Source organism: Salipiger marinus, assembly GCF_035481585.1.
Taxonomy (GTDB): domain Bacteria; phylum Pseudomonadota; class Alphaproteobacteria; order Rhodobacterales; family Rhodobacteraceae; genus Salipiger; species Salipiger marinus.
Window position 1 is genome coordinate 82445 of the sequence record NZ_JAYKSL010000015.1, and the last position, 25133, is coordinate 107577.

Annotated in this window: 28 protein-coding genes and 1 pseudogene; 18 read left to right on the forward strand and 11 right to left on the reverse strand. The window is 68.8% G+C overall.

The features are described from left to right. Window positions 1-74 precede the first annotated feature (74 nt). Window positions 75-428: a cupredoxin domain-containing protein gene (locus VK682_RS18550; RefSeq protein WP_089848931.1), complete on the forward strand. Its 354-nt coding sequence runs from the start codon at window positions 75-77 to the stop codon at window positions 426-428. Here VK682_RS18550 and VK682_RS18555 read toward each other — a convergent pair. Beyond that, the gene (locus VK682_RS18555; protein ID WP_324782322.1) at window positions 425-970 is read right to left on the reverse strand and encodes an rRNA large subunit pseudouridine synthase E; all 546 of its coding nucleotides are present in this window, start codon (window positions 968-970) and stop codon (window positions 425-427) included. The genes VK682_RS18550 and VK682_RS18555 overlap by 4 nt on opposite strands. 3 nt (window positions 971-973) lie before the next feature. Further along, window positions 974-1426 (reverse strand): nucleoside deaminase, encoded by a 453-nt coding sequence (locus VK682_RS18560; protein ID WP_324782323.1) that lies wholly within the window; start codon window positions 1424-1426, stop codon window positions 974-976. Between the two features lie 96 nt (window positions 1427-1522). On the opposite strand from VK682_RS18560, the gene VK682_RS18565 reads away from it, so the two are divergent. From VK682_RS18565 to VK682_RS18595, 7 genes are all read left to right on the forward strand, one after another. After that, window positions 1523-3058, forward strand: coding sequence for a pseudouridine synthase (locus VK682_RS18565; RefSeq protein WP_324782324.1), 1536 nt, complete (start codon window positions 1523-1525; stop codon window positions 3056-3058). Between the two features lie 121 nt (window positions 3059-3179). Continuing rightward, entirely contained in the window at window positions 3180-3374 is a 195-nt protein-coding gene (locus VK682_RS18570; RefSeq protein ID WP_089848923.1) for a hypothetical protein, read from the forward strand. Between the two features lie 12 nt (window positions 3375-3386). Beyond that, on the forward strand, window positions 3387-4217 hold the full coding sequence (locus tag VK682_RS18575; protein WP_230797271.1) for a hypothetical protein: 831 nt from the start codon (window positions 3387-3389) through the stop codon (window positions 4215-4217). Between the two features lie 191 nt (window positions 4218-4408). Further along, window positions 4409-5296, forward strand: a complete 888-nt coding sequence (locus tag VK682_RS18580; protein WP_089848919.1) for a 5-bromo-4-chloroindolyl phosphate hydrolysis family protein — start codon at window positions 4409-4411, stop codon at window positions 5294-5296. A 30-nt stretch (window positions 5297-5326) separates the two neighbouring features. Beyond that, the gene (locus tag VK682_RS18585) at window positions 5327-6529 is read left to right on the forward strand and encodes a toxic anion resistance protein (protein ID WP_089849087.1); all 1203 of its coding nucleotides are present in this window, start codon (window positions 5327-5329) and stop codon (window positions 6527-6529) included. Between the two features lie 3 nt (window positions 6530-6532). Further along, window positions 6533-7510, forward strand: coding sequence for a DUF2927 domain-containing protein (locus VK682_RS18590; protein ID WP_230797273.1), 978 nt, complete (start codon window positions 6533-6535; stop codon window positions 7508-7510). 15 nt (window positions 7511-7525) lie between these two features. Continuing rightward, on the forward strand, window positions 7526-8659 hold the full coding sequence (locus VK682_RS18595; protein WP_230797275.1) for an SPFH domain-containing protein: 1134 nt from the start codon (window positions 7526-7528) through the stop codon (window positions 8657-8659). A 3-nt stretch (window positions 8660-8662) separates the two neighbouring features. Here the strand turns inward: VK682_RS18595 and VK682_RS18600 are convergent, their stop codons facing one another. Beyond that, window positions 8663-8950, reverse strand: coding sequence for a cupin domain-containing protein (locus VK682_RS18600; protein ID WP_089848913.1), 288 nt, complete (start codon window positions 8948-8950; stop codon window positions 8663-8665). Next, a complete protein-coding gene (locus tag VK682_RS18605; RefSeq protein ID WP_230797276.1) occupies window positions 8940-9509 on the reverse strand; it encodes a hypothetical protein in 570 nt (189 codons plus the stop codon). Before VK682_RS18605 ends, VK682_RS18600 begins: the two co-directional genes overlap by 11 nt. A gap of 118 nt (window positions 9510-9627) precedes the next feature. Between VK682_RS18605 and VK682_RS18610 the strand changes: the two genes are divergently transcribed. From VK682_RS18610 to dtd, 3 genes are all read left to right on the forward strand, one after another. Further along, window positions 9628-10707, forward strand: coding sequence for a TFIIB-type zinc ribbon-containing protein (locus VK682_RS18610; RefSeq protein ID WP_230797277.1), 1080 nt, complete (start codon window positions 9628-9630; stop codon window positions 10705-10707). A 73-nt stretch (window positions 10708-10780) separates the two neighbouring features. Then, window positions 10781-11680: a carbohydrate kinase family protein gene (locus tag VK682_RS18615; RefSeq protein ID WP_324782325.1), complete on the forward strand. Its 900-nt coding sequence runs from the start codon at window positions 10781-10783 to the stop codon at window positions 11678-11680. Further along, window positions 11677-12120: a D-aminoacyl-tRNA deacylase gene (gene dtd / locus VK682_RS18620; protein WP_230797280.1), complete on the forward strand. Its 444-nt coding sequence runs from the start codon at window positions 11677-11679 to the stop codon at window positions 12118-12120. The genes VK682_RS18615 and dtd overlap by 4 nt, the downstream gene beginning before the upstream one ends. Before the next feature lie 9 nt (window positions 12121-12129). Here dtd and VK682_RS18625 read toward each other — a convergent pair whose 3' ends face one another. Together VK682_RS18625 and glpD are read right to left on the reverse strand one after the other, a co-directional pair. After that, window positions 12130-13458, reverse strand: coding sequence for an Ig-like domain-containing protein (locus VK682_RS18625; protein WP_230797281.1), 1329 nt, complete (start codon window positions 13456-13458; stop codon window positions 12130-12132). Between the two features lie 265 nt (window positions 13459-13723). Beyond that, on the reverse strand, window positions 13724-15316 hold the full coding sequence (glpD, locus tag VK682_RS18630) for a glycerol-3-phosphate dehydrogenase (RefSeq protein WP_324782326.1): 1593 nt from the start codon (window positions 15314-15316) through the stop codon (window positions 13724-13726). 47 nt (window positions 15317-15363) lie between these two features. Between glpD and VK682_RS18635 the strand changes: the two are divergent. The 4 genes and pseudogenes from VK682_RS18635 to VK682_RS18650 all read left to right on the forward strand — a co-directional run. Then, window positions 15364-15570 (forward strand): annotated as a pseudogene (locus tag VK682_RS18635) (hypothetical protein); the annotation flags it as partial. A gap of 6 nt (window positions 15571-15576) precedes the next feature. Further along, a complete protein-coding gene (locus VK682_RS18640) occupies window positions 15577-15924 on the forward strand; it encodes a hypothetical protein (RefSeq protein ID WP_324782338.1) in 348 nt (115 codons plus the stop codon). Window positions 15925-15971: 47 nt separating this feature from the next. Further along, complete coding sequence (locus VK682_RS18645) at window positions 15972-16544, forward strand: DUF4202 domain-containing protein (protein ID WP_230797284.1); 573 nt, start codon at window positions 15972-15974, stop codon at window positions 16542-16544. A gap of 55 nt (window positions 16545-16599) precedes the next feature. Beyond that, complete coding sequence (locus tag VK682_RS18650; RefSeq protein WP_324782327.1) at window positions 16600-17310, forward strand: CbiX/SirB N-terminal domain-containing protein; 711 nt, start codon at window positions 16600-16602, stop codon at window positions 17308-17310. 56 nt (window positions 17311-17366) lie between these two features. Here the strand turns inward: VK682_RS18650 and VK682_RS18655 are convergent, their stop codons facing one another. Beyond that, a complete protein-coding gene (locus VK682_RS18655) occupies window positions 17367-17993 on the reverse strand; it encodes an META domain-containing protein (RefSeq protein WP_324782328.1) in 627 nt (208 codons plus the stop codon). 30 nt (window positions 17994-18023) lie between these two features. Beyond that, on the reverse strand, window positions 18024-18500 hold the full coding sequence (locus VK682_RS18660) for an Lrp/AsnC family transcriptional regulator (RefSeq protein WP_089848892.1): 477 nt from the start codon (window positions 18498-18500) through the stop codon (window positions 18024-18026). A gap of 105 nt (window positions 18501-18605) precedes the next feature. On the opposite strand from VK682_RS18660, the gene putA reads away from it, so the two are divergent. The 3 genes from putA (at window position 18606) to VK682_RS18675 (ending at window position 23234) form a co-directional block, all read left to right on the forward strand. Further along, a complete protein-coding gene (putA, locus tag VK682_RS18665; RefSeq protein WP_324782329.1) occupies window positions 18606-22034 on the forward strand; it encodes a bifunctional proline dehydrogenase/L-glutamate gamma-semialdehyde dehydrogenase PutA in 3429 nt (1142 codons plus the stop codon). Between the two features lie 73 nt (window positions 22035-22107). After that, window positions 22108-22854: a rhomboid family intramembrane serine protease gene (locus tag VK682_RS18670; protein ID WP_089848888.1), complete on the forward strand. Its 747-nt coding sequence runs from the start codon at window positions 22108-22110 to the stop codon at window positions 22852-22854. Then, the gene (locus tag VK682_RS18675) at window positions 22851-23234 is read left to right on the forward strand and encodes a GFA family protein (RefSeq protein WP_324782330.1); all 384 of its coding nucleotides are present in this window, start codon (window positions 22851-22853) and stop codon (window positions 23232-23234) included. Before VK682_RS18670 ends, VK682_RS18675 begins: the two co-directional genes overlap by 4 nt. 46 nt (window positions 23235-23280) lie before the next feature. Here the strand turns inward: VK682_RS18675 and VK682_RS18680 are convergent, their stop codons facing one another. The 3 genes from VK682_RS18680 to VK682_RS18690 form a co-directional block, all read right to left on the reverse strand. Further along, window positions 23281-24072, reverse strand: coding sequence for an inositol monophosphatase family protein (locus tag VK682_RS18680; protein ID WP_089848884.1), 792 nt, complete (start codon window positions 24070-24072; stop codon window positions 23281-23283). A gap of 73 nt (window positions 24073-24145) precedes the next feature. Continuing rightward, entirely contained in the window at window positions 24146-24475 is a 330-nt protein-coding gene (locus VK682_RS18685; RefSeq protein WP_230797293.1) for a hypothetical protein, read from the reverse strand. Between the two features lie 242 nt (window positions 24476-24717). After that, on the reverse strand, window positions 24718-25122 hold the full coding sequence (locus VK682_RS18690) for a hypothetical protein (RefSeq protein WP_230797294.1): 405 nt from the start codon (window positions 25120-25122) through the stop codon (window positions 24718-24720). Window positions 25123-25133 lie beyond the last annotated feature (11 nt).

Sequence of the window (25133 nt, forward strand, 5' to 3'; positions counted from 1 at the left end):
TCTGCCCCAGTTTTCCGCTATCCGCCGGTCCGTCCCGGATGGGGATCCCTGTGCCGCAGAAGGAGCACGCAAGGATGCGCAAGATCACGACTCTGGCCCTGATGCTGGGAAGCCTCGCCGCGCCCCTCGCCGCCGCCGAGCATGAGGTGCTGATGATGGGCAACGGCTACTTCCCCGATTACGTCTATCCCGAACTGGGCGACACCATCGTGTTCCGCAACGACTCCGACATCGCCATGTCGGCCACCGCCACCGATGACAGCTGGACCACCGGCGTCATGCAGCCCGGCGCCGCCGTGCAGCTGCTGGTGGCCGAGGGCATGACCCAGACCTTCCGCGACACGGTGCAGCCCGACAATCCCGCAGCGGGGGTGATCGACTACATCAACCCCGCCCCGCTGCAGCTGGAAGAAAACGTCTCCAACTAGGCGTCGCGCCATGTGCCGGGGGCCAGCCCGTCCAGCGACCAGTCGCCGATCGACCAGCGCACCAGCCGCAGGCAGGGCAGGCCCACATGCGCCGTCATGCGCCGCACCTGCCGGTTGCGGCCTTCGGTGATGGTCAGTTCCAGCCACGCATCCGGCACCGACTTGCGGAACCGCACCGGCGGGTTGCGCGGCCACAGCTCGGGATCGGGGATCAGCCGTGCCCGCGCCGGGCGGGTCGGCCCGTCCTTCAGCGTCACCCCCTGCCGCAGCTGCTGCAGCTGCGCCTCTTCCGGGGTGCCTTCGACCATCACCAGATAGGTTTTCGGCTGCTTGAACTTCGGATCCGCGATCCGCGCCTGCAGCCGCCCGTCATCGGTCAGCACCAGCAGCCCCTCGCTGTCGCGGTCGAGCCGCCCCGCCGGATAGACCCCGGGCAGCGTGATGAACTCCGACAGGGTGGGGCGCGGGCTGTCCTCCGTGCCCTTGTCGGTGAATTGCGTCAGCACCCCGTAGGGCTTGTTGAACAGGATCACCCGCGGCATCCGTCACTCCCGCCTTTGTGCAAAAAATGCCCGCAGCAGCGCCTCCGCCTCGGGGGCGGCGATGCCGTCATAAACCTCGGGGACGTGATGGCACTGCGGATGGGCAAACACCCGCGCCCCCTGCGCCACGCCCCCCGATTTCGGATCGGAGGCGGCGTAATACAGCCTGCGGATCCGGGCAAAGGAAATGGCGGCGGCGCACATCGGGCACGGCTCCAGCGTCACGTAAAGATCATGCCCCGGCAGCCGTTCCGACCCCGCCGCGGCACAGGCAGCGCGCAGCGCCACGATCTCGGCATGGGCGGTGGGGTCATGCGCCGCGCGGGTGCGGTTGCCCGCCTGTGCCACCACCCGGCCCTCGGGCGACACCACCACGGCCCCCACCGGCACCTCGCCGCGCAGGGCGGCGGCACGCGCTTCGGACAGGGCAAGATCCATATGGCTGCGGAACGTCATGGGCCGGGCATAGCGCGAAGCCCGCCGCTTGGCGAGACGGCTTTCCCCCGTGCGAGACGGCTTCCCCAAACTCCGGCGATGCAGTAGGAGGGCAGCATGAAAAAACCCCCCTCGCCCCCCGAACAGACCCCCACCTCCGCCGCCGCAGGCGACCGCATCGCCAAGGTGCTGGCCCGCGCGGGCGTGGCCAGCCGCCGCGATGCCGAGCGGATGATCGAGGAGGGCCGCGTGGCGGTCAATGGCAAGGTGATCGACAGCCCGGCGCTGAACATCACCGCCAAGGACCGCGTGACCGTGGATGATGCGCCCTTGGCCGAACCCGAGGCGGCGCGGCTGTGGATGTATTACAAACCCATCGGGCTGGTGACGACCAACAGCGACGAAAAGGGCCGCGAGACCATTTTCGACAAGCTGCCCGAGGATCTGCCGCGGGTGCTGAGCGTGGGGCGGCTTGACCTCAACTCCGAAGGTCTGCTGCTGCTGACCAATGATGGCGGCATCAAGCGCAAGCTGGAACTGCCCTCCACCGGCTGGCTGCGCAAATACCGGGTCCGGGTCAACGGCACCCCCACCGAGGCGATGCTGGAGACGCTGCGCGCCGGCATCGTGGTGGACGGTCAGGCCTTCCAGCCGATGCAGGTGACGCTGGACCGCCAGCAGGGTGCCAATGCATGGCTGACCGTGGGCCTGCGCGAAGGCAAGAACCGCGAGATTCGCCGCGCCATGTCCGATGTGGGGCTGACGGTGAACCGGCTGATCCGGGTGTCCTACGGGCCGTTCCAGCTGGGCCAGATGAACCCCGGCGAGGTGATCGAGGTGCGCCCCAAGGTGATGCGCGACCAGCTGGGGCTTGAAGGGCCGCCGCCCGAAAAGCCGCAGCCGACGCGCACCCGCAAACCCGGACCCGGCAAGCCGGGCCGCAGCGGCAAACCCGGCCCCGGTCCGGGCAGACCCGGCCTGCCGCGCGATCCGGAGACCGGCAAACCCATGGCGCGCGCAGGCGCGGCCAAGACCGCAGGGCGTCGCGACGCCGAGACCGGCAGACCTGCGGGACGCTTTGGCGCAGGCGCGGGCGCGGGCAAACCCATGGGGCGCCGCGATGCAGAGACTGGCAAGCCGGCGGGCCGCCCCGGCGCGGGCGCGGGCAAGCCCATGGGGCGGCGGGATGCGGAGACCGGCAAGCCAGCAGGCCGCCCCGGCGCCGGTGCCGCCAAGACCTTTGGCCGCCGCGATCCCGAAACCGGCAAGCCGATGGCGCGCGCTGGTGCAGGCACGGGCGCGGGCAAGCCGATGGGGCGCCGCGATGCGGAGACTGGCAAACCGGCAGGCCGCCCCGCTGCGGGTGCCGCCAAGACCTTTGGCCGCCGCGATCCAGAAACCGGCAAGCCTATGGCGCGCGCAGGTGCAGGCGCGGGCGCAGGCAAGCCCATGGGACGGCGGGATGCGGAGACCGGCCCGCGCTCCGGTCCGGGCAAGACCTTTACCGCCAGATCCGCTGCGGGCGCAGCACCCCGCCCCGGCGGCAAGCCCGCTGGCAGGCCCGGTGGCGCACCGGCGGGCCGTTCGGGGGGCAAGCCGGGTGGTCCGGGGGGCAAGCCCGGCCCGAAACCGGGGGGCAAGCCAAAGCGCTGAGCCCGCCCTGCCCCATCCTTGACATGTTCAATGTAACACTCTGTTAATCTTGGTGAAAAAAACCCGCGCGGCGCCAGAGTGATGCCGCGATTTTGCCCGGATTCGCCGCCAGTCTTTGGGCATGACATCGATCTTCGCCCTTATTGTGCTATGTGCCACCACTCTGCTGGTGCTGGGAAACCTGCGGATGATCGCGCAGGACACGTGGCAGGCCTTGGCTCTGGCGGCCACGCGTCTGCGCGGTGACGGCCATCTGGGTGCCCGCACCGCCTTTGCGGCGCTGTGGATCCTGATCTTTGCGCTGAGCTATCAGTAACGGAGCCCGGCCATGTCCCACCCCGTCCCCCCTTCGGCCCGAAAAAGGCGCAGCGGCCCGCTTGAGGCAGCGCCGCTCCTGCTGTTTCTGGCGGCCTTTCCGCTGATCCTGCTGCTGTTTCACGGCACCGCCACCTCGGCCTTTGCCGCCGTGCTGCAGCTTGTGCTGCTGGCGCTGGCGCTGCGGCTGATCCATCGCGGCCAACAGGTGGAGGAGGACTGGTTTCAGAACAGATCCGCCCGCCCGCCGCGCCTGCCGCGCAAGACCATCGGATCGGCGCTGATCGGGCTGACGCTGCTGCTGCTGGCGGGGCATCATTTTGCAACACTCTGGCTGCCGCTGGGATTTGGCCTGCTTGGCATGGCGCTGAGCCTTGCCGCCTTTGGCCGCGATCCGCTGCGCGGCAGCACCGCCGTGCAGGACCGCACGCGGCGGGCCCAGATCGAGGCTGCGCTGGGGCGGGTCGAGGCTGTACTGAAACAGCAGGTGGACAAGGCCGCAAGCCTTGGCGATGCCGAAATCGCCGGACGCGCCGAAGGCCTGCGGATCACCGTCATGGCGCTGCTGCGCGCCCTGTCCGAAGATCCCGCCGAGGCCAAGCGCCTGCGCCGCCCCGTCGCGCGGTTTCTGGAACTGTTCGCCGCCGAAAATAACCGGCTGCACGCCGCATGGGAGACGGAGGACCGCGCCAAGGCCCGGCTGCGCTATCTGGCGCGGATCGCAGCGCTTGGCGAGGCGTTCGAGGACCGTGCCCGCGAAACCGGTCTGGCGCAGGGCCGCGACGCCTTCGAGATCGAGGCGGACCTGCTCTGGACAAGGATGTACCGCCACCGCGCCGCGTGATCGCCGACTGCCCGGCATTGTCAAAGCTTTCCCCTAGCAAATCGCGCGCTAAGCCCTTAAGTTCCTGACCGAACCGAGGAAGACCAGCCAGGGGGCGACATGTCCGACAAGGCCTTGCGCAAGGTCGCTTATGTGCTTCTGATCGTGCTCCTCTTCGGGGTCTCTTCCGGCTGGCTGGGGGGGCTCTGACCATGGCGCAGCGATTTGGCGGCAAACACAGCCCCGGCCGCCCCGATCCCGAAACCCCGCAGGAGACGCCGCCGCAGTATCACGGCGCCAAGGTCGATCCCGTGGGCGCCCGGTCCAACGTGCTGTTTTTTCCGCCCATCGTGCTGGCCGCCACCTCGCTCAATGACGGGGCCACCGGGCTGGCGCTTGGCCTTCTGGGGGCGGGGGCGCTGCTGCTGGGGGCGTGGCTGCTGCGCGACGGGCTGCGCGCGCAGGCGGCCTATGACTCGCGCCGCGTCGCGCGCCGTCCCGCCATCCCGCGCAAGATTTTTGCCGCCCTGCTTGCCGGGGCCGGTGTGGGCCTCGCCGCCTTCAAGGCTGATCCCGGCCTGCTGGCGCCGCTGATCTATGGCGCCTCTGCCGGCGCGCTGCATCTGGGCGCCTTCGGGCTTGATCCGCTGCGCGACAAGGGGCTGGACGGGGTCGACACCTTTCAGCAGGGCCGCGTTTCGCGCGTGGTCGACGAGGCCGAAGCCTACCTGACCGCGATGGAAGAGGCGGCGCGCCGCTCCGGCGACCGTCAGGTGGAGGCGCGGGTGGAGCGGTTTCACCTCAGCGCGCAGGCGCTGATCCGCACGGTGGAGGAGGATCCGCGCGATCTGTCCGGTGCCCGGCGTTATCTGGGCGTCTACCTGATGGGCGCGCGCGATGCGGCGGTGAAATTTGCCGACATCTACAGCCGCACGCAGGATGCGGGCGCCAAGGCAGATTTTATGCAGCTGCTCACCGATCTTGAACAAAGCTTCGGGCAGAAGACCCGCAAGCTGCTGCTGGACAGCAATGCCGACCTGACCGTCGAAATCGACGTGCTGCGCGGCCGGTTGCAACGCGACGGCGTCCGGCTCGACTGAGCGGATGCCGCAGAACAGATAGGAATGGACATGTCCGACCAAGTGAAAACGAAAGCACAGGATGCCGTGGCGCTTGTGGACGAGGTCAATTCGGTCGTGCTGCCGGATCCCTCCCCCGCCGAGGACGTCGTGTCGCTGGAGACCGCAAGCCCCGAGATGAGCGAAGAAATCCGCGCCCGCATGGACGAGATCGACATGGGCGACACCCAGTCCATCGTCTCCTTCGGCTCTGCCGCGCAGGCCGAACTGCAGGAAATCAGTCAGGCGATGCTGGCCGATGTGCGCAACAAGGATGTGGGGCCTGCGGGCGACAGCCTGCGCGACATCGTCACCACCATCCGCGGCTTTTCGGTCAGCGAGCTGGACGTGCGCCGCAAGCAGAGCTGGTGGGAAAAGCTGGTGGGCCGCTCCGCGCCTTTTGCCAAGTTCACCGCGCGCTATGAACAGGTGCAGGCACAGATCGACCGGGTGACCGACACGCTGCTGAAGCACGAACATGCGCTGCTGAAAGACATCAAGTCGCTGGACCTGCTCTATGACAAGACGCTGCAGTTCTATGACGAGCTGGCGCTTTACATCGCGGCGGGCCAGCAGAAGCTGGCCGAACTGGACAACGTGACCATCCCCGCAAAGGAGGCCGAGGTGCAGGCCGCCAGCCCCGACGCGCAGGTGATGACCGCGCAGCAGCTGCGCGACCTGCGCGCCGCGCGCGACGATCTGGAACGCCGGGTGCATGACCTGAAGCTGACGCGGCAGGTCACCATGCAGTCGCTGCCGTCCATCCGGCTGGTGCAGGAAAACGACAAGTCGCTGGTGACGAAGATCAACTCGACCTTGGTCAACACCGTGCCGCTGTGGGAAACCCAGCTGGCGCAGGCGGTCACCATCCAGCGCAGCGCCGAAGCCGCCGCTGCGGTGCGCGACGCCAATGACCTGACCAACGAACTGCTGACCGCCAATGCCAAGAACCTGCGCGACAGCAACACCGCCATCCGCACCGAGATGGAGCGGGGCGTGTTCGACATCGAGGCGGTGAAACAGGCCAATGCCGATCTGATCGCCACCATTCAGGACAGCCTGCGCATCGCCGACGAGGGCAAGGCCCGCCGCGCCAAGGCCGAAGAAGAGCTCAAGCGCATGGAAGGCGATCTGCGCGACACGCTGTCCTCGGCCAAGGCGCGCGGCACCGGCACCGGTGACACCACCGCCACCTCCGTTCCGGCCGGGGCCTGAGCCATGCGGCGCGGGCGGCTTCTGCTGTCATCTCTGCTCTGCGCGGCGCTGGCCGCCTGCGGCGGGTCCGAGCCTGCGCCGCGCCCCCCCGTGGTGGCGCCGCCGTCCCGCCCTGCCCCGGTAGCCCCGGAGCCCCCCGCGCCCGATCCCGCGCCGCTTCGCCGGTCGCTGGCCAGCGTCGATCTGGAAACCTATTACAGCCGCGTGCAGACCGATCTGCTGGCGCGCGGGCTGCTGCGCACCGATGGCGGCGGCGCCGACACGCCGGTGACCGACACCATGCTGCAGCGCAATTTCGAACGCATCGCGCTGGCCGAGGAATACGAGCGCGGACAGGGGCTGCGCCCCTCCAAGGGGGAACTGGGCCGGGTCAAGAAATGGCTCAAGCCCGTGCGCGTCACCGCCGAATTCGGCACCCATGTGCCCGCCGACATGCAGGTGCAGGCGCGCAACGAACTGACCGGCTATGTCAACCGGCTGGCGCGGATCACCGGCCATCCCATCGCCATGCAGTCCAGCGCCGCCAATTTCCACGTGCTGTTCATGAGCGAGGATGACCGCGCGCAGATCGCGCCGCGCATCAAGGCGCTGGTGCCCGACGTGAACCCGTCGGCGCTGGCGATCTTCGACAACCTGCCGCGGGGCGTGCACTGTCTGGTGATCGCCTTTTCCGACACCTATAACGGCCATGACTACGGGCAGGCGATCGCGGTGATCCGGTCCGAACATCCGCCGCTGCTGCGCCGGTCCTGCATCCATGAAGAGGTGGCGCAGGGGCTGGGGCTGGGCAATGACAGCCCGCAGGCGCGGCCCTCCATCTTCAACGATGATGACGAATTTGCGCTGCTGACCTCCATGGACGAAAAGCTGCTGCAGATCCTTTATGATCCCCGGCTGAAGCCCGGCATGGATGCCGACACCGTGCGCCCCATCGTGCAGGAGCTTGCCACCCGGCTGACCGCACCGCCGGGATCCAGCTGATACAAGGAGTCCCCCATGGGCATTCTCGATTTCCTTTCCGGCCAGTTCATCGACGTCATCCACTGGACCGACAACACCCGCGACACGATGGTGTGGCGGTTCGAACGGGAAGGCCACGAGATCAAGTATGGCGCCAAGCTGACGGTACGCGAGGGCCAGACAGCGGTCTTCGTGCATGAAGGCCAGCTTGCGGATGTGTTCACCCCCGGGCTTTACATGCTCGAGACGAACAACATGCCGATCATGACCTCGCTTCAGCATTGGGATCACGGCTTTCGCTCGCCCTTCAAGTCCGAGGTGTATTTCGTCAACACCACCCGGTTCAACGGGCTGAAATGGGGCACCAAGAACCCGATCATCTGCCGCGATCCCGAATTCGGCCCGGTGCGGCTGCGCGCCTACGGCACCTATTCGGTGCGGGTCAGCGACGCCTCCCGCTTCCTGCGCGAAATCGTGGGGACGGATGGTGAATTCACCTCCGACGAGATCAGCTTCCAGATCCGCAACATCATCGTGCAGGAATTTTCCCGCCTCATCGCGGGTTCCAACATTCCGGTGCTGGACATGGCCGCCAACACCGCCGATCTGGGCCGGATGCTGGCCGAAGGCATTTCCGCCACCATCGCCGACTACGGGCTGAGCCTGCCCGAGCTTTACATCGAAAACATCTCCCTGCCCGCAGCGGTGGAGCGCGCGATGGACAAGCGCACCTCCATGGGGGTGATCGGCAATCTGGACGCCTATACCAAGTTTCAGGCCGCCGAGGCGCTGGCGGCCGAAGGCTCCGCCGCCGGTCAGGCCATGGGCACCGGCTTTGGCGCCGGGCTGGGCATGGCCATGGGCGCGCAGATGTCCGGGGCACAGCAGGCAGGCGCGCAGCCCGGACCTTGGGGCGCCCGCCCCGAGGCGGCAGCGCCGCCGCCGCCCCCGCCGCCGCCGGTGGAACATGTCTGGCACATCGCCGAAAATGGCGCGACCAGCGGGCCGTTTTCCAAGGCCCGGCTGGGGCGCATGGTCACCGAAGGCAGCCTGCGCCGCGACAGCCATGTCTGGACCCAAGGGCAGGATGGCTGGAAGCGGGCGGAGGATGTGGCGGAGCTGGCGCAGCTGTTTACCGTGATGCCGCCCCCGCCGCCTCCGGGGGTCTGAGGCTTAGCGCAGGAATTCCACCTCGACAAAGCTCATCGGGGCGGTGCCCGCGTTGATGACGTTGTGTTCGGTCCCCGCCTCGCGGCGATAGGCGGCGCCTGCGGGGGTCGTGACCTCGCGCACCTCGCCGCCGGGCAGTTCCAGCCGCATGGTCATGTCGGTCAGCGCCACGATGACATAATCGTAATCATGCACATGCCAGCCGGTCTGGGCGCCCGGGGCAAAGTCGAAGCGGGTCACGCGGGTCTGGTCGTGGGACAGCAGCGGGGTGGCGGTGGCGTCATCGCACATGGGGCGGCTCCTTTGGCACGGGGGAAAACGCGCCCATCAGCATCGGCGCGCGGCAGGCATCGGGCGGAAAGCGGTAGGCGTCGTCGCGCTGCGCCGGAAAGGGCCGGTCGGGCGCCACCTGCGACATCTGCAGCAGCCGTCCGTCCAGACACAGATCCTGCGCCGCGTTGCCGATGTTGAACCCGAATCCGCCCGCTCCGCAATCGGTGCCGAACCCGTCCATGTTCCATGCCTGCGGCATCAGCGCATCGGGGCCGTAGACGGCAAAGGCATCGCGCTGCGGATGGAAGGTCAGCCGCCATGTGGTGTCCTCGGTCAGCATGCCCAAGGCCCAGCGACCAATGGGGGCGCCGTCGCGGAAGCCTTCGATCACGAAACAGTCCACATCCTCGGCCGCCACCACGTCACGTTCGGCCATGGCCGCGTCAAAGGCCAGCGCGCCGCGCAGGGAATAGCCGCCGCCGCCCTGCCAGTCGAAGCGCCATGTCAGGTTCTGGGCATGGGCGGCTCCGGCAAGCGCCAGCGTGGCCAGAACGGCCATCAGGGAAAATCGGGTCATCACAGGCTCTGCATCTGCTCCGGTCGCCCCGACCCTAACCGCTGTCGCGCCCAAGGAAAACAGGTTCCCTCCGCCCTTCGCCCGGCCTAGGGTGGCGCCGCCAGACAGGAGCCCTGCGATGAACGAGGAACACCGCTTTCCCTGCGACAATTGCGGCGCCGATTACCGCTATGACCCGGCCACGGGCGAGCTGATCTGCGACCATTGCGGCGACCGCCACGGGATCGAAGGCGCAGGCCCATGGGACAGCGGGCTGCGCGAGCTGGATTTCCACGCCGCCCTGCAGAACCTGCTGCCCCTGCAGGAGATGGAGGATCTGCGGGTCACGCAATGCCCCAATTGCGGCGCGGAGGTGGAGTTTTCCCCCGACACCCACGCCACGGAATGCCCGTTCTGCGCCACGCCCGTGGTCACCGACACCGGCACGCATCGCCAGATCAAGCCGCGCGGCGTGGTGCCTTTCCTGCTTGACGAGGCGGCGGCGCGCAAGGCGATGACCGACTGGCTGGGCGGGCTGTGGTTCGCGCCGGGGGGCCTGCAGGATTACGCCCGCAAGGGACGGCGGATGCAGGGCATCTATGTGCCCTACTGGACCTTCGACGCGCAGACCGCCTCGCGCTACAGCGGCGCGCGCGGCACGGTCTATCACCAGACGCGGCAGGTGATGCGCGACGGCAAGATGACCACGCAGCGCGTGGCCAAGTTGCGCTGGACGCCGGTGTCGGGCCGCGTCGCGCGGTTTTTTGACGATGTGCTGGTGCTGGCGTCAAAATCCCTGCCGAAGAAATTCACCGACGCGCTGGAGCCATGGGATCTGAGCCGGCTGGAGCCTTACAAGCCGCAATACCTCGCCGGGTTCCGGGCCGAGGGCTATCAGGTCGATCTGGACAGCGGCTTTGCCGAGGCGCGGCAGATCATCGACCGCCAGATCGCGCGGGATGTAAAATTCGACATCGGTGGCGACCAGCAGCGCATCACCCGCATCGACACCGACGTGTCGGCGGTGACCTTCAAGCATATCCTGCTGCCGGTCTGGCTTGCCGCCTACAAATACCGGGGCGAAACCTACCGGTTTGTGGTCAACGGCACCACCGGGCGGGTGCAGGGCGAACGGCCATGGTCGGCATGGAAGATCGCGCTGGCGGTGGTGCTGGGGCTGATCGTGGCGGCGGGCATGGGCTATGTCATGTCGCGCTGACGCCGCGATTCCGGGCCTTGTGCCGCCCGCGGCGACAGGGCAGTTTCGGCGCTAACATTCAAGGGAGTGCACCATGATCCTCTGCTGCGGAGAATCGCTGATCGACATGCTGCCGCGGCAGACCGCCAGTGGCGAGACCGCCTTTGCCCCCGTCGCGGGCGGTGCGGTGTTCAACACGGCCATCGCGCTGGGGCGGCTTGGCGCGCCTGCGGGCTATTTCGGCGGCCTCTCCACCGATCTGTTCGGCCAGATCCTTGATGGCGCGCTCAGCACCTCGCGGGTGGATGCAAGCCTTGCGCGCCGGTCGGCCCGGCCCACCACGCTGGCCTTTGTCACCCTGACCAACGGGCAGGCGAGCTATGCGTTTTATGACGAGATGACCGCAGGCCGCATGCTGACCGAAGACGACCTGCCCGATCTGGGCGACAGCACCGAGGCGCTGTTTTTTGGCGGCATCTCGCTGGTGTCGGAACCGGGGGCCGATGCCTATGCCGCGCTGTGCGCGCGGTCCGGCGACCGGGTGGTGATGATCGACCCCAACATCCGCCCGAGCTTCATCACCGATGAACGCCGCTACCGCGCCCGGCTGGGCACCATGCTGCGCCGCGCCGACATCGTGAAGATCTCGGACGAGGATATGGACTGGCTGGGCACCACGCCCGACGCGCTGCATGCCGATGGGGCGGCACTGGTGCTGATGACCCGCGGCGCCGCCGGGGTGCGCGCCAGCACGCCCGAGACCAGCTTCGAAGTGCCCGCCGTCCGGACCGAGGTGGTGGACACCGTGGGCGCGGGCGACACGTTCAACGCAGGCCTGCTGGCCGGGCTGTCGCAGGCCGGGCTGCTGACCCGCGCGGCATTGCGCGCGGCCACGCCCGAGGCGCTGCGCCCGGCGGTGGAACTGGGCGCGCGTGCGGCCGCCATCACCGTCAGCCGGGCGGGTGCCAACCCGCCATGGGATCACGAGCTGTGAGGCTTCTGATCCAGCGCGTCACTCAGGCGCAGGTGGCGGTGGAGGGCGCCGTGGTCGGCGAAATCGGGCCCGGCCTGATGATCCTTGTCTGCGCCATGGCTGGCGATACCGATGTCGAGGCGGAGCGGCTGGCGGCCAAGGTCGCCAAGCTGCGCATCTTCCGCGACGCAGGCGACAAGATGAACCTGTCGCTGCTGGACACGGGGGGTGCGGCGCTGGTGATCAGCCAGTTCACCCTTTCCGCCGACACGCGCAGCGGCAACCGCCCCGGCTTTTCCACAGCCGCCGCCCCGGCAGAGGGCGAGCGGCTTTACACCCGCTTTGCCGCCGCCCTGTCGGCGCAGGGCATCCCCGTCGCCACCGGGCGCTTTGGCGCCGACATGAAGGTGTCGCTGGTCAATGACGGCCCGGTCACCATCTGGATGGACAGCGACAGCTGAACGCGCCGCTTACTGCTGCGACATGCACCTGTGCGGGTCGGTCTTGGCCTCCGGGGCCAGCCCTGCTGCATCTGCCGCGCCATCGGCGGCCTCCCCCTCCACGGCCACACCGACCGAGGTCTGGGTGTCCACCGTCAGCGTCCCGGTGGTGGTGGCGCGGTTGCCAGCCGCATCGGTGGCGGTGACGGAAATGCCGGTCTCGTAGATGCCCATGCGCAGATCGTCGGGCGGCACGGTCAGCAGCCATGCCCCCTCCCCGTCCGCCATCACGCTGTGGCTGCGCCCGTCCAGCACCAGCGTGATCGCCGCATCCGGATCGGTCTGGCCGGTTAGGGCGAGGCCGCCCGCCTCTTCCGCCGCATTCACCCCGCCATTGAAGGTGATCGGCCCGCCAAGGCTGACCGACAGGTCGGTGTCGATCTGAAAGCCATGCGTGGCGGTGGCGCTGTTGCCCTCCGCATCGGTGGCGGTGACCTTTGCTTCGGTCGCATAGCTGCCCGAGGCGAGATCGGAAAAGGCCACGCTCCAGCTGCCATCCGCTTCGGTCAGCGCCTGCTGGCTGAGCCCGGCCAGTTCCACCATCACCATGGCCCCCGCCTCGGCCATGCCGGTCAGCAGCACGCCCGTGCGCAGTTCTTCGGCGCGGAACGCCTCCTCGCCGGTCAGCGGCAGGGGCGCTTCCATCTGCTGGTCTTCGGGCGGCGCGGTCATCTCGCATTCGGTGGCAATTCTGTGGGTCCGCGTCAGCGCATTGCCCGACAGGTCGGTCACGGTCACCTCCGCCTCGCCCAGCCAGCCCTCTGCGTCTGGTGCCGTCAGCAGAAGCGACCAGCGGCCATCCGGGACCACGGTCGCGGCGTGATCCCGGCCCGCCACGGTGACGCTGACGCGCGATCCCGCCGGGGCGGTGCCGGTCAGGCTCAGCCCCTCCTCCCGGTGATCGACGGTCATCAGGTCATCGCCGGATTCTGCCGCGATGCTCCGCAGATGCGGAAGCGGCAGCGCGTCGGTCAGCCGCAGCACGGATCCCCGGTCAGCCGGGGCGGCAAGGTCGCTGCCGCGCAGGACCGGCAGCAGCATGGCGCCTGACCGCACAAACAGCTCCGGCCGGTCGGGACCGGCAAAATACCCGGCCAGCAGCAGCGCCGCGCCATCGGCCAGCACGATCCGCAGATCCTCGCCGGACTGGCGAAAGCTCTGGATGTCAGCCGGATCAAGATCGAACGAGATCTGGCTGCCCGGCGCCGCGTCGATCACCCCCTCCTGACCGCCGCCGCCCGCATGCCCGCTTTCAACCGCACCCGCACGGGTCCGGATCACGAAACCAATCGCTTCCATGAGATTACACCGCTCCCCTCGGGCCGCCCTTTTTTGCTGCCGGCAGCCTGTTTATTCTGTCCCTGAGACACCTTATTTTGGCCATATTCTTCAGTTTCGAAACTGTCGAGGCCATCGCAGCGGTCAAACGGACCGCTGACGTTGCCATAAAGTCGCAAACCCGACCTTGCGTCAAGGACCGCGAAATGGGGGTTCTGTGGGGAAAACGGCAGGAACGGGCAGGATCATGGCCTGCCCGCAGCCCCGGAGCGGCGCGGTGCCGGGATCATTCGGCGGCGGCAGGCTCCTGCCCGCGCAGACGGGCGTCCATCCAGATCTGCAGATCAGCGGCCTGCGCCGCCGTCACCCGCAGCCCCAGCTTGCCGCGCCGCCACAGCACATCCTCGGCGGTCAGGGCAAATTCCCGCTCCATCAGCCAGAGCACCTCGCGCTCGGTCAGCGTGGCGCCAAAATCGCGGCCCAGATCGGCGGCGGACTGCGCGCCCTCCAGAATCTGCCGCGCCTCGGTGCCATAGGCGCGCACCAGACGCTTGGCCCATGCCCCGGTCAGAAAGGGATGATCCGCGCAAAGATCCTGCACCAGCCTGTCGACCCCGCCGACCAAAAAATCACCCCCCGCCAGCGGCACGCCAGCGGTCCAATCGCCGCGCGGCACGTCCAGCACCGTGGCGATGCGCGCCAGCGCCTGTTCGGCCAGACGGCGATAGGTGGTGATCTTGCCGCCAAAGACGTTGAGCATGGGGGCGCCGTCATTCTCTTCCAGCGCCAGAACATATTCGCGGGTGGCGGCGGTGGCACTGCTGGCGCCATCCTCGTAAAGCGGGCGCACGCCGGAATAGGTCCAGACCACATCCTCGGCGGACAGCTGGCGGCGGAAATAGCGATTGGCGAAGCCCAGCAGATAGTCCTGCTCCGCCTCGGTGCAGACCGGGCGCTGGTCGGGATCGGGATGCGGCGCCTCGGTGGTGCCGATCAGGGTGAAATCCTCCTGATAGGGGATCGCGAAGATGATCCGCCCGTCCTGCCCCTGCAGGAAATACGCCTTGTCATGGTCAAAGAGCCTGCGCACCACCACATGCGAGCCGCGCACCAGCCGGACGCCATGCGCGGTGGCCTGCTGCCCCAGCCGGTCGCTCAGCACGTCGGAGACCCAAGGCCCGGCGGCATTGACCACCAGCCGCGCGTGATGGGTGCGGCGGTGGCCCTGCGGATCCTCCGTCTCGATCCGCCAGCCGCCGGTGACGGGCTGCGCCTCCACCACCTTGGTGCGGGTCAGGATGGTGGCGCCACGATCCGCCGCGTCGCGCGCATTAAGCGCCACGAGCCGCGAATCCTCCACCCAGCCATCGGAATATTCCCAGCCCCGGCGAAACCCCTCGCGCAGCGGCGCCCCTTCGGGGCTGTTGCGCAGATCGAGCGTGGCGGTGCCGGGCAGCAGCTTGCGCGCGCCCAGATGGTCATAAAGGAACAGCCCCAGCCGGATCAGCCATGCCGGGCGCCGCCCCTTCATCCATGGCAGGGCCAGCGACAGGATCCGCGAGGTGGGCGTGTCGCTGTCAAAGCGCATCTCGGGATCCCACGGCAGCACGAAGCGCATGGGCCAGCTGATATGCGGCATGGCGCGCAGCAGCACCTCGCGTTCGCGCAGCGCCTCGCGCACGAGGCGGAATTCGAAATATTCCAGATAGCGCAGCCCGCCATGGAACAGCTTGGTCGAACTCGACGAGGTGGCCTGCGCCAGATCGCCCTGTTCGGCCAGCGTGACCGACAGCCCCCGCCCCGCCGCGTCACGGGCAATGCCACAGCCGTTGATGCCGCCACCAATGACGAACAGATCGGTAAACTTCGGGTCAGACATGATCGCTCCCTTGCCTGTCAGGGCGGGATGTAGCATTTTCGCGCTAAATGGAAAATAAACGAATAGAAAGGCCATTCGCTTCTGCGCGAATTTCTGCAGGTGCGAAACCCACCGACCACGGGAGACCATGTCGCGGTCGCTTCGCCTCTCCCGCCAGCAGGGCAGGGCAAGGTCGAGGATCTGGCCGCGGGATTCGGCGTCACCCGGCAGACATCCGCCGCGATCTGGCTGATCTCGCCAGCGCCGGACAGCTGCAGCGGGTGCATGGCGGCGCGGTGCTGCCCTCCGGCACGGTCAACCTCGCGCATGAGGACCGCCGCGCCCTGCACCGCGAGGCCAAGGCGGCGATGGCGCGGGCCTGCGCGGCGATGATCCCGCACAAGGCCTCGGTCGCGATCAACATCGGCACCAGCACCGAGGCGGTGGCGCGCGAACTGCTGCACCATAGCGCGCTGCTGGTGGCCGACCAGTCCAAGTTCCAGCGCGCCGCCCCGGCCCGCATCGCCACGCTGGCCGAGGTCGACACGCTGCTGACCGACCGCGCCCCTGCCGCCCCGCTGGCGGAGGTCTGTGCCGGATGGGACACCGCCATCCGGGTCTGTTCCTGACGGCGCGCCCGTGCCACTCTGACCCCCAGCCGCAGAAGGACCAGCCCATGACAGACCACCCGCCCCGCCTTGCCGCGACGCTGACCGCCATTGACGCCGCGAACGCCGCCGATCCCGATACCGGCGAGGGCACCGCCGCCGCCCTGCTTTATGGCCAGCGGATGACGGCGGAACTGGACCGGATCTTTCCCGACGCCTCGGAGGTGCTGCGGATCGCGGCGCGCGGGCAGCATGTGGAACGCTGGCTGCTGCCGCGCGACAGCTATCCCGAAGGCCGCGCGGGCTATCTGGAGTGGCGCCGCGAGCAGGGCCGCCGTCACGCGGCGCGGCTGCAGGGCTTCATGGCCAAGGCGGGCTATGACGCCGCCGCGCAGGAGCAGGTGGGGCGGATGCTGCGCAAGGAGGGTCTCAAGCGCGACCGGCAGGTGCAGGCGCTGGAGGACGTGATCTGCATCACCTTCCTGAAATGGTATTTCCTGCCCTTCGCCGAGGGCCGCGACGCGGAAGAGCTGGACCGCATCGTCACCCGCACCGCGCTGAAGATGTCGCCCGAGGGCCGGGCGCGGGTGCTGCGGGAGTTCGATCTGCCGGAGCCATTTGTCGCGGCCTTCCGCGCTTGATCGGGGCCGGAGGCGCCTATCTATGACCCGAGCCCATCATCCGCAGGAGAAAGTGATGCCGCAGGACCACCCCCGGAGCGCGCTGATCGTCGCCCATGGCAGCCCGTCGGATCCGGATCCGCAGGAAGCCGCGCTGCAGGCGCTGGCGCGGGCAGTGGCGTCGCATCTGCCGGGCTGGCAGGTGCGCGGCGCCACGCTGGCCGCCGAAGGCGCGTTCGACGCGGGCGTGGCCGCGCTGGAGGCGCCGCTGATCTATCCGTTCTTCATGGCGCGGGGCTATTTCACCGGGCGGGTGCTGGCGGGCAAGGCCGAGGCGCTGGGGCTGCGGCAGATGGAGCCTTTCGGCACCGAACCCGCGCTGATCCCGCTGGCCGAGACGGCGCTGGCCGAGCAGCTGGCCGCGCGCGGCTGGCACCCGGCAGAGACGGATCTGGTGGTGGCCGCGCATGGCAGCGCCGTGTCGCGCACCAGCGCCGACAGCGCCCGGGATTTTGCCGCAGCGCTGCAGGGGCGGATGGGCTTTGCCGCCGGGCGCTCGGGCTATGTGGAGGAGGAGCCCTTCCTGAAGGATGCGGCGCGCAGTTCCCGGCAGGCGATCTGCCTGTGCCATTTTGCGCTGAATGCCGGGCATATGATCGATGACGTGCCCGAGGCGCTGGCTGAGGCGGCGTTTGACGGGCCGGTGCTGCCCGCCTTCATCGACTGGCCGCAGACGCCGCAGCTGATCGCGGAGAGTTTGCGCCGGGCGGTGCCCGTCGCCGCGTGACCGGGATCGCCTGCGGCGTCCCGCTTGCCCGCCTGCCGCCACGCGCGCGGGGGTGATCAGCGCCGCGCGCGGATCACCACCTCGTCGCCCGCGCGCAGATCCAGCCCGCCCTGCGCGTCAAGCCGCACCCCGGTGACCCGGGCCAGCGCGGCAAAAAGCGCCTGTTCCTGTACCATCACCGGTTCGGGGCAGGCCATGCGGGTGGCGGCAAGCGGCCCCGGCCCCTCCGGCCCCCAGCTGCCGGTGAAGCGGTTGCAGCCGCCGCTGCCGGTGAACCCGCCCTCTTCGTCCCAGAGCAGATCCGGCGCGGATCCGGTCACCGGGGCGCCCGCGATCTCTGTCACCGTCCAGGGCGCGCCGGTGACCGTGGTCATGCCCGAGACCGCGCAGGCGCTGAGCTCGCGGCCTGCCAGCATCACCGTCACCTCGTCGCCCTTGGTCCAGACCCATGTGTCGGGATCCACCTCCGCCACCATGCGCATCCCCGAGGCGGCGGGCTCCTGCCGGAGCGGCAGCGCCACATCCCCCGACAGAAGCTCTGCCCTTTCCCCCGACATGGACAGGCTCAGCCCGCCCTCGGCACAGGTGATCGCCATCTGCACGGGCAGGCCCTGCGCCCAGACCGGTCCAGCCAGTCCCGTCAGCGCCCCTGCCAGCACCAGTCCCAGACTCCGCTTCGGCATGTCGCGTCTCCTTCTGCTGCGGAGCGGTGGTCAGATGATCTCTGCCAGACCGTCCTCCTTCACCGCCTGCATGGCAACATAGGTCGATGTGGTCGAGACATGCGGCAGGGTGGACAGTTTTTCGGCCAGCACCCGCCGATAGCTGCGCATGTCCGCCGTCCGCACCTTCAGCAGATAGTCGAAATTGCCCGCGATCAGATGCACCTGTTCGATTTCCGGAATGGCGGCGACGGCGCGGTTGAACGCCTCCAGCGAGGCTTCGCGGGTGTCGGACATGCGCACCTCGACAAAGGCGACGTGATCCAGCCCCAGCCGGATCGGGTCCAGAATGGCGCGGTAGCCGCGGATCACCCCCAGATCCTCCAGCCGCCGCAGCCGCGCCTGTGTCGGGCTTTTGGACAGGCCGATGCGCCGCGCCAGTTCGGTGATCGACAGCCGCCCCTCTTCGGCGAGGGTGGTCAGGATGGCGCGGTCGAACCGGTCGAACTCTTCGCTATCTGCCTGCATCGTCCGGACCCCGCAATTTGGTGAAAGCGCCTGCATCCTGCGCCATAATCAGGCCAACCGCCTGACGCATCCCGGGTAGAATGGCACAAATCTCTGGAGTTCGCCATGCCTCACGACACCCTGCCCGATCTGCGCGCCGCGATGGATGCCGCCACCTATGCGCCCGAGGCGCCGCTGGTGGCGCGGCTGTCGCAGGAGGCGGCGCTGAGCCCTGCGGACCGCGCCGCCATCACCGCGCGCGGCGCCGATCTGGTGCGCGCCATCCGCACCAGCGCCAAGCCCGGGCTGATGGAAGTGTTTCTGGCCGAATACGGCCTGTCCACCGATGAGGGCGTGGCGCTGATGTGTCTGGCCGAGGCGCTGCTGCGCGTGCCCGATGCCGACACCATCGACGCGCTGATCGAGGACAAGATCGCGCCCTCCGACTGGGGGCGGCATATGGGCCGCTCCTCCTCGCCGCTGGTCAATGCCTCCACATGGGCGCTGATGCTGACCGGCAAGGTGCTGGATCCGGCGCGCCGCCCCGGCCCCGCAGGCCATCTGCGCAACGCGGTGAAACGGCTGGGCGAACCGGTGATCCGCAGCGCCGTCAGCCGCGCGATGAAGGAGATGGGCGCGCAGTTCGTGCTGGGCGAGACCATCGAGGCCGCGATGACGCGCGGCGCCCGGCGCGAGGCACAGGGCTATACCTACAGTTATGACATGCTGGGCGAGGCCGCGCGCACCGAGGCGGATGCCCTGCGCTATCACCGCGCCTATGAGGAGGCCATCGCGGCCATCGCCCGGGCCGCGCGGTCGCAGGACATCCGCGACAATCCCGGCATTTCGGTCAAGCTGTCGGCGCTGCATCCGCGTTATGAGGAGGCACAGAAAGACGACGTGCTGCGCGTGCTGGTGCCGCGTCTGGTCACGCTCTGCGAGGCGGCGGCGCGGGCGCGCATCGGGCTGAACATCGACGCCGAGGAGGCCGACCGACTGGCGCTGTCGCTGGACGTGATCGAGGCCGCGCTGGCCGCGCCGCAGCTGGCGGGCTGGCAGGGCTTCGGCGTGGTGGTGCAGGCCTATGGCAAGCGCGCGGGCCATGTCATCGACTGGCTCTACCAGACGGCGGAACGGCTGGACCGGCGCCTCATGGTGCGGCTGGTCAAGGGCGCCTATTGGGACACCGAGGTGAAGCGGGCACAGGTGCTGGGGCTGGCCGATTTCCCGGTCTTCACCGGCAAGCCCGCCACCGATGTCAGCTACATCGCCAATGCCCGCAAACTGCTGGGCATGACCGACCGCATCTATCCGCAATTCGCCACCCACAACGCCCATACCGTTGCCGCCGTGCTGCATATGGCAGAGGACAGGTCCGCCTTCGAATTCCAGCGCCTGCATGGCATGGGCGAACGGCTGCACGAGATCGTGCATGAGCGCGAAGCGACGCGCTGCCGCATCTATGCCCCGGTAGGCGCGCATCGCGATCTGCTGGCCTATCTGGTGCGGCGCCTGCTGGAAAACGGCGCCAATTCATCCTTCGTGAACCAGATCGTGGACGAGTCGGTGCCTGCCGAAGCGGTGGCCGTCGATCCCTTCACCGCTGGCGCCCCCCGCCCGCTGGCGCGCGGCACCGAACTGTTCCAGCCCGAACGGCCCAATTCCGAAGGCTTCGACCTGACCGACCGTCCCACGCTGGCCCGGATCGACGCGGCGCGCGCGCCGTTCCGCGCCCATGTCTGGCAGGCAGGCCCGGTTCTGGCCGTGGCGGCCCCGGCGGGAGAGAGCGAAGAGACCCGCAACCCCGCCCGCCCATCGGACATCGTGGGCCATATCACATGGGCCAGCGCCGAGACCGTGCAGGCGGCAGCGGGCGCCGCGCAGGTCTGGGAAGCCCCCGCCGCCGACCGCAGTGCCGCGCTGAACCGGGCCGCTGACCTTTACGAGGCGGAGTTCGGGCAGATCTTTGCCCTGCTGGCGCGCGAGGCGGGCAAGACGCTGGCCGATGCCGTGGCCGAACTGCGCGAGGCGGTGGATTTCCTGCGCTACTATGCCGCCCGGGCCGAGGGCGCGCCGCCGCGCGGCATCTTCACCTGCATCAGCCCGTGGAATTTCCCGCTCGCGATCTTTACCGGGCAGATCGCGGCGGCGCTGGCTGCGGGCAATGCCGTGCTGGCCAAACCCGCCGAACAGACGCCGCTGATCGCGCATCTGGCGGTGACGCTGCTGCACCAAGCGGGCGTGCCCCGCAGCGCGCTGCAGCTTCTGCCCGGCGCGGGCGAGGTGGGGGCTGCGCTTTGCGCGCAGCCAGATGTGGCGGGCGTAGCCTTCACCGGCTCGACCGAGACGGCGCAGATCATCCACCGCACCATGGCCGACCATCTGGCCCCCGGCACGCCGCTGATCGCGGAAACCGGCGGGCTGAACGCCATGATCGTCGACAGCACCGCCCTGCCCGAACAGGCGGTCAAGGCCATCCTTGAATCCGCCTTCCAGTCCGCAGGCCAGCGCTGTTCGGCCCTGCGCTGTCTTTATGTGCAGGAGGACATCGCGCCGCATTTCACCGAAATGCTGATGGGCGCCATGGCGGCGCTGCGCCCCGCCGATCCGTGGCACCTGCCCAGCGATCTGGGCCCGGTGATCGACGCCGAGGCCCGCACGGGCATTCTGGACCATATCGCCCGCGCCCGGGCCGAGGGACGGCTGCTGAAAACGCTCGACCTGCCGGAGGAGGGCCATTTTGTCGCCCCGACCCTGATCCGCCTGCCCGGCATCGCAGCGCTGGAGCGCGAGATCTTCGGCCCCGTGCTGCATCTGTGCACCTTCCCTGCCCGCGATCTGGATGCGGTGATCGCGGCCATCAACGCGCGCGGCTACGGGCTGACCTTCGGGCTGCAGACCCGCATCGACGACCGCGTGCAGCATGTGACCGAGCGGGTCCATGCGGGCAACATCTATGTCAACCGCAACCAGATCGGCGCCATCGTCGGCAGCCAGCCCTTTGGCGGCGAGGGCCTGTCGGGCACCGGGCCAAAGGCGGGCGGCCCGCTTTACGTCGACCGCTTCCGCGCCAGCCCCGTCCCCGTGGCGCCCGGCGCATGGCACGCCGCCGATCCTGCCGACCGGCTGCAACATGCGCTTGGCGACCGGGGCACCGCCCCCACGCCGCTGCGCACCGACCTGCCCGGCCCCACCGGCGAGGCCAACCAGTATGTCACCCACCCGCGCGACCCGGTGCTGTGCCTTGGCCCCGGACCGGAGACGGCAGAGGCGCAGGCGCAGGCCATCCGCGCACTTGGCGGGGTGGCCGTGACTGCCCAAGGCCATGTCGACCCCGACACGCTGACCACGCTTGGCGGCTTTTCCGCCGCGCTCTGGTGGGGGGACGAAGCCAGTGCCCGCAGGCTGCGGCAGGCGCTGGCCCGCCGCCCCGGCCCGATCCTGAGCCTTGTCACCGGCGCCCCCGATGCGGGCCATGCCCGCGCCGAACGCCATGTCTGCATCGACACCACCGCCTCGGGCGGCAATGCCGCGCTGCTCAGCGGCAACATGTGACGGCTTTTCCGGCGCGGCCCTCCGCCGCGCCGGATCCGCTTGACGGGCGCGCGGGAAAGACCACACTCCGGGCATGTTTCCGATCCGCGACCACAACCCCTCGGGGCGCACGCCCTTTGTGACCTACGCGCTGATCCTCGCCAATGCGGGGATTTTCTTCAGCTATTGGTCGCTGTTCGACAGCCCGCGCGCGCTGGACGCGTTTTTCTGGGACTGGGCGATGATCCCCGCCAAGATTTCCGACGGCATGGGATTTGCCGGGCTCGTCACCTCGATGTTCCTGCATGGCGGGCTCATGCATCTGGGCGGCAACATGCTGTTCCTGTTCATCTTCGGCGACAATATCGAGGATGCGCTCGGCCATCTGCGCTTCCTGGGCTTCTACCTTGCCACCGGGCTTGCCGCAGCCCTGGCGCAATATCTGATGGAGCCGGGATCGCCCATTCCCATGGTCGGCGCCTCGGGCGCCATCGCCGGGGTGATGGGGGCCTATCTGCTGATGTTTCCGCGCGCCCGGATCGACATTCTCATCATCCTTGTCATCATCTTCAAGATCCTGCCGATCCCGGCATGGCTGCTGCTGGCCGCATGGTTCGCGCTGCAGCTTTTTGGCGGGCTTGGCACCAGCGCTGCCGAAGGCGGCGTGGCCTACTGGGCGCATGCGGGCGGCTTTGTCGCGGGGCTGGCGCTGATCGCCCCGGTCTGGCTGGCGCGCGGCGGCCCGGCCTTCTGGCGCCGCACCCATGGCACCCCGCCCCATCCCGAGGCGCGGTATATCCCCGCCCGCACCCGCATTCCCCGCACAGGACACCGCCGATGACCCAGCCGCTGACCGCCACCTGCCATTGCGGCGCCGTTGAACTGCGCGTCACCCTGACCGACGGGCTTGCCACGGCGCGGCGCTGCGACTGTTCCTTCTGCCGCCGCCGCGGCGCCCCCGCCGTCACCGCCCCCATGGGCGGGGTCGACGTGCTGCGCGGCGCCGAGCAGCTGACGCTCTACCAGTTCGGCACGATGACGGCGCAGCATCATTTCTGCGCGGTCTGCGGCATCTACATGTTCCACCGCCGCCGCTCCAACCCCAATGAATACGGGGTGAACATGGGCACGCTGGCGGGCGTGAACCCCGCCGAACACGAGCCGATCCCGTGGTCGGACGGCGTCAACCACCCCTCCGACGCTCCCGGCCGCCAGACATGACAAAGGGCGCCCGAAGGCGCCCCCCCATAGCCCTCGCAGGACCGGATCAGGCCTCGCGGATCACCTTGGCGAAATGGTCGAACAGATGGCCATTGGCGCAGAGGATCGCGCCCGTCTCATAGGGATCCTGATCGTCGCGCACGCCTTCGACCAGCGCCCCCGCTTCCGAGGCGATCAGCGCCCCCGCCGCCAGATCCCAGATCTGCAGCTCGCGCTCCCAGTAGCCGTCATAGCGGCCCGCCGCCACATAGGCGAGGTCCAGCGAGGCCGCGCCCCAGCGCCGCACGCCCGCGCATTCCGGCATCAGCCGCGCCAGATCCTTCAGCGTGGCAGGCAGGGTGCGCTTGGCGGCAAAAGGCACGCCGGTGGCGAAGATCGCCTCGATCATCCGCGACCGCCCAGATACCCGCAGACGGCGGCTGTCGTTCAGCCACGCGCCAGAGCCCTTTTCGGCATAGAACATCTCGTCCTTGGCAGGGTCGAACACCACGCCCGCGACGATCTTGCCCTTGTGCTCCAGGGCCACGGAAATCGCCCAATGCGGCAGGCCGTGCAGGAAATTGGTGGTGCCGTCCAGCGGATCGACGATCCAGCGCCGGGTCGGATCCTCGCCCGCCTGCCCGCCGCCCTCTTCGCCAAGCCAGCCATAGGTCGGCCGCGCGCCCAGAAGTTCGTCCTTGAGGATTTTTTCCGCCGCGATGTCGGCGCGGCTGACAAAGTCACCCGCCCCCTTCATCGAGACCTGCAGGTTCTCGACCTCGCGGAAATCCTTGACCAGCGACCGGCCCGCCTTGCGCGCGGCCTTGATCATGATGTTGAGGTTGGCACTGCCCTGCATGCGGAAGATCCCCGAAATGGTTCAGGCCGCGCGTATACGCGGCCCGTCACCAAATGCCAAGGCCGTAAGGCGCTCAGCGCCAGATCACGCCCTTTTCGCCCTCGGGCGTCCACGGGCGCGGCAGCGGCGCGGCACGATGCAGGCGCGCCTTGCGCGGGCTGTGGGCCTGCGGATCGTAATAGGTGCCCGCCGTGGGAATGTCGCACCAGATCACCCCGCCCAGAATGACCGGCTGGCGCGGCGCCGGGCACAGGTTGGAAATCGGATAGGACTGGATCAGCGGCGGCTGGGTCGGATCGGGCGACGGCCCGACCCAGATGTCATTCACCACCTCGGCGCGGGCGGCAATGGACCCGGCAAGGCTCAGCGCCGCCACCGCGGCAATAAAGGTCAAAACACGCATGGAAATCCCTCAGCACCCGGAATGAAAGAACTGATGCGAAGCCTAGCAGCCCCCGGCACCAAGTCAAACTTTTGTCCCATTTCGCGCGCACGCCGCAGGATGCGGAAACAGTCCCCGCAGATGACTGAAAAACCCGACCCAGGCGGAAACAGTCAGCCCTTCCAGCGGCCCCAAATATCCCGGGGGAGTCGCGCCTGCGCGACGGGGGCAGAGCCCCCGGCAGCCCCGCCGCCCGCGCCGCGTCAGGACTCTGGCGGCCCGGTCCGGTCGGCCTTCTTGCGCACCAGCACGCTGCGCAGGTCATGCATGGCCAGCAGCAGCGCGTCGGTCACCTCGTCCAGCTGCTCGGGCGTGGCGCGGGTCTGCGCCCAATGCGCCGTCAGGTTCAGCTGTTCGACCGTGCGGTGCATCTCGTCCATCTCGCGCCGGGCCAGCAGCGCGCGCCGCGCCTCGATCCAGCGGGTGATCTCGGCCAGATCCTCTTCCGTCAGCGCCCGCGCGCCCTGCGGCCTGATCTCGCCCTTGCCCAGATGGACCGTGGCGATCTGCTCCATTTCGATGCGGCGCTGGCGGTTGGCGGTGTCGATGCGGAACACCGCCGCGCCATTCTCGCGGATGCGGAAATGATAGTCGGGCAGATCGCTCACCGGGCCGCCCC

What these genes read in the sequence shown, in the direction of transcription:
- VK682_RS18550 (WP_089848931.1), top strand. Translation starts at nt 75, where the DNA reads ATGCGCAAGATCACGACTCTGGCCCTGATGCTGGGAAGCCTCGCCGCG.
- VK682_RS18555 (WP_324782322.1), bottom strand. Translation starts at nt 970, where the DNA reads ATGCCGCGGGTGATCCTGTTCAACAAGCCCTACGGGGTGCTGACGCAA.
- VK682_RS18560 (WP_324782323.1), bottom strand. Translation starts at nt 1,426, where the DNA reads ATGACGTTCCGCAGCCATATGGATCTTGCCCTGTCCGAAGCGCGTGCC.
- VK682_RS18565 (WP_324782324.1), top strand. Translation starts at nt 1,523, where the DNA reads ATGAAAAAACCCCCCTCGCCCCCCGAACAGACCCCCACCTCCGCCGCC.
- VK682_RS18570 (WP_089848923.1), top strand. Translation starts at nt 3,180, where the DNA reads ATGACATCGATCTTCGCCCTTATTGTGCTATGTGCCACCACTCTGCTG.
- VK682_RS18575 (WP_230797271.1), top strand. Translation starts at nt 3,387, where the DNA reads ATGTCCCACCCCGTCCCCCCTTCGGCCCGAAAAAGGCGCAGCGGCCCG.
- VK682_RS18580 (WP_089848919.1), top strand. Translation starts at nt 4,409, where the DNA reads ATGGCGCAGCGATTTGGCGGCAAACACAGCCCCGGCCGCCCCGATCCC.
- VK682_RS18585 (WP_089849087.1), top strand. Translation starts at nt 5,327, where the DNA reads ATGTCCGACCAAGTGAAAACGAAAGCACAGGATGCCGTGGCGCTTGTG.
- VK682_RS18590 (WP_230797273.1), top strand. Translation starts at nt 6,533, where the DNA reads ATGCGGCGCGGGCGGCTTCTGCTGTCATCTCTGCTCTGCGCGGCGCTG.
- VK682_RS18595 (WP_230797275.1), top strand. Translation starts at nt 7,526, where the DNA reads ATGGGCATTCTCGATTTCCTTTCCGGCCAGTTCATCGACGTCATCCAC.
- VK682_RS18600 (WP_089848913.1), bottom strand. Translation starts at nt 8,950, where the DNA reads ATGTGCGATGACGCCACCGCCACCCCGCTGCTGTCCCACGACCAGACC.
- VK682_RS18605 (WP_230797276.1), bottom strand. Translation starts at nt 9,509, where the DNA reads ATGACCCGATTTTCCCTGATGGCCGTTCTGGCCACGCTGGCGCTTGCC.
- VK682_RS18610 (WP_230797277.1), top strand. Translation starts at nt 9,628, where the DNA reads ATGAACGAGGAACACCGCTTTCCCTGCGACAATTGCGGCGCCGATTAC.
- VK682_RS18615 (WP_324782325.1), top strand. Translation starts at nt 10,781, where the DNA reads ATGATCCTCTGCTGCGGAGAATCGCTGATCGACATGCTGCCGCGGCAG.
- VK682_RS18625 (WP_230797281.1), bottom strand. Translation starts at nt 13,458, where the DNA reads ATGGAAGCGATTGGTTTCGTGATCCGGACCCGTGCGGGTGCGGTTGAA.
- glpD (WP_324782326.1), bottom strand. Translation starts at nt 15,316, where the DNA reads ATGTCTGACCCGAAGTTTACCGATCTGTTCGTCATTGGTGGCGGCATC.
- VK682_RS18645 (WP_230797284.1), top strand. Translation starts at nt 15,972, where the DNA reads ATGACAGACCACCCGCCCCGCCTTGCCGCGACGCTGACCGCCATTGAC.
- VK682_RS18650 (WP_324782327.1), top strand. Translation starts at nt 16,600, where the DNA reads ATGCCGCAGGACCACCCCCGGAGCGCGCTGATCGTCGCCCATGGCAGC.
- VK682_RS18655 (WP_324782328.1), bottom strand. Translation starts at nt 17,993, where the DNA reads ATGCCGAAGCGGAGTCTGGGACTGGTGCTGGCAGGGGCGCTGACGGGA.
- VK682_RS18660 (WP_089848892.1), bottom strand. Translation starts at nt 18,500, where the DNA reads ATGCAGGCAGATAGCGAAGAGTTCGACCGGTTCGACCGCGCCATCCTG.
- putA (WP_324782329.1), top strand. Translation starts at nt 18,606, where the DNA reads ATGCCTCACGACACCCTGCCCGATCTGCGCGCCGCGATGGATGCCGCC.
- VK682_RS18670 (WP_089848888.1), top strand. Translation starts at nt 22,108, where the DNA reads ATGTTTCCGATCCGCGACCACAACCCCTCGGGGCGCACGCCCTTTGTG.
- VK682_RS18675 (WP_324782330.1), top strand. Translation starts at nt 22,851, where the DNA reads ATGACCCAGCCGCTGACCGCCACCTGCCATTGCGGCGCCGTTGAACTG.
- VK682_RS18680 (WP_089848884.1), bottom strand. Translation starts at nt 24,072, where the DNA reads ATGCAGGGCAGTGCCAACCTCAACATCATGATCAAGGCCGCGCGCAAG.
- VK682_RS18685 (WP_230797293.1), bottom strand. Translation starts at nt 24,475, where the DNA reads ATGCGTGTTTTGACCTTTATTGCCGCGGTGGCGGCGCTGAGCCTTGCC.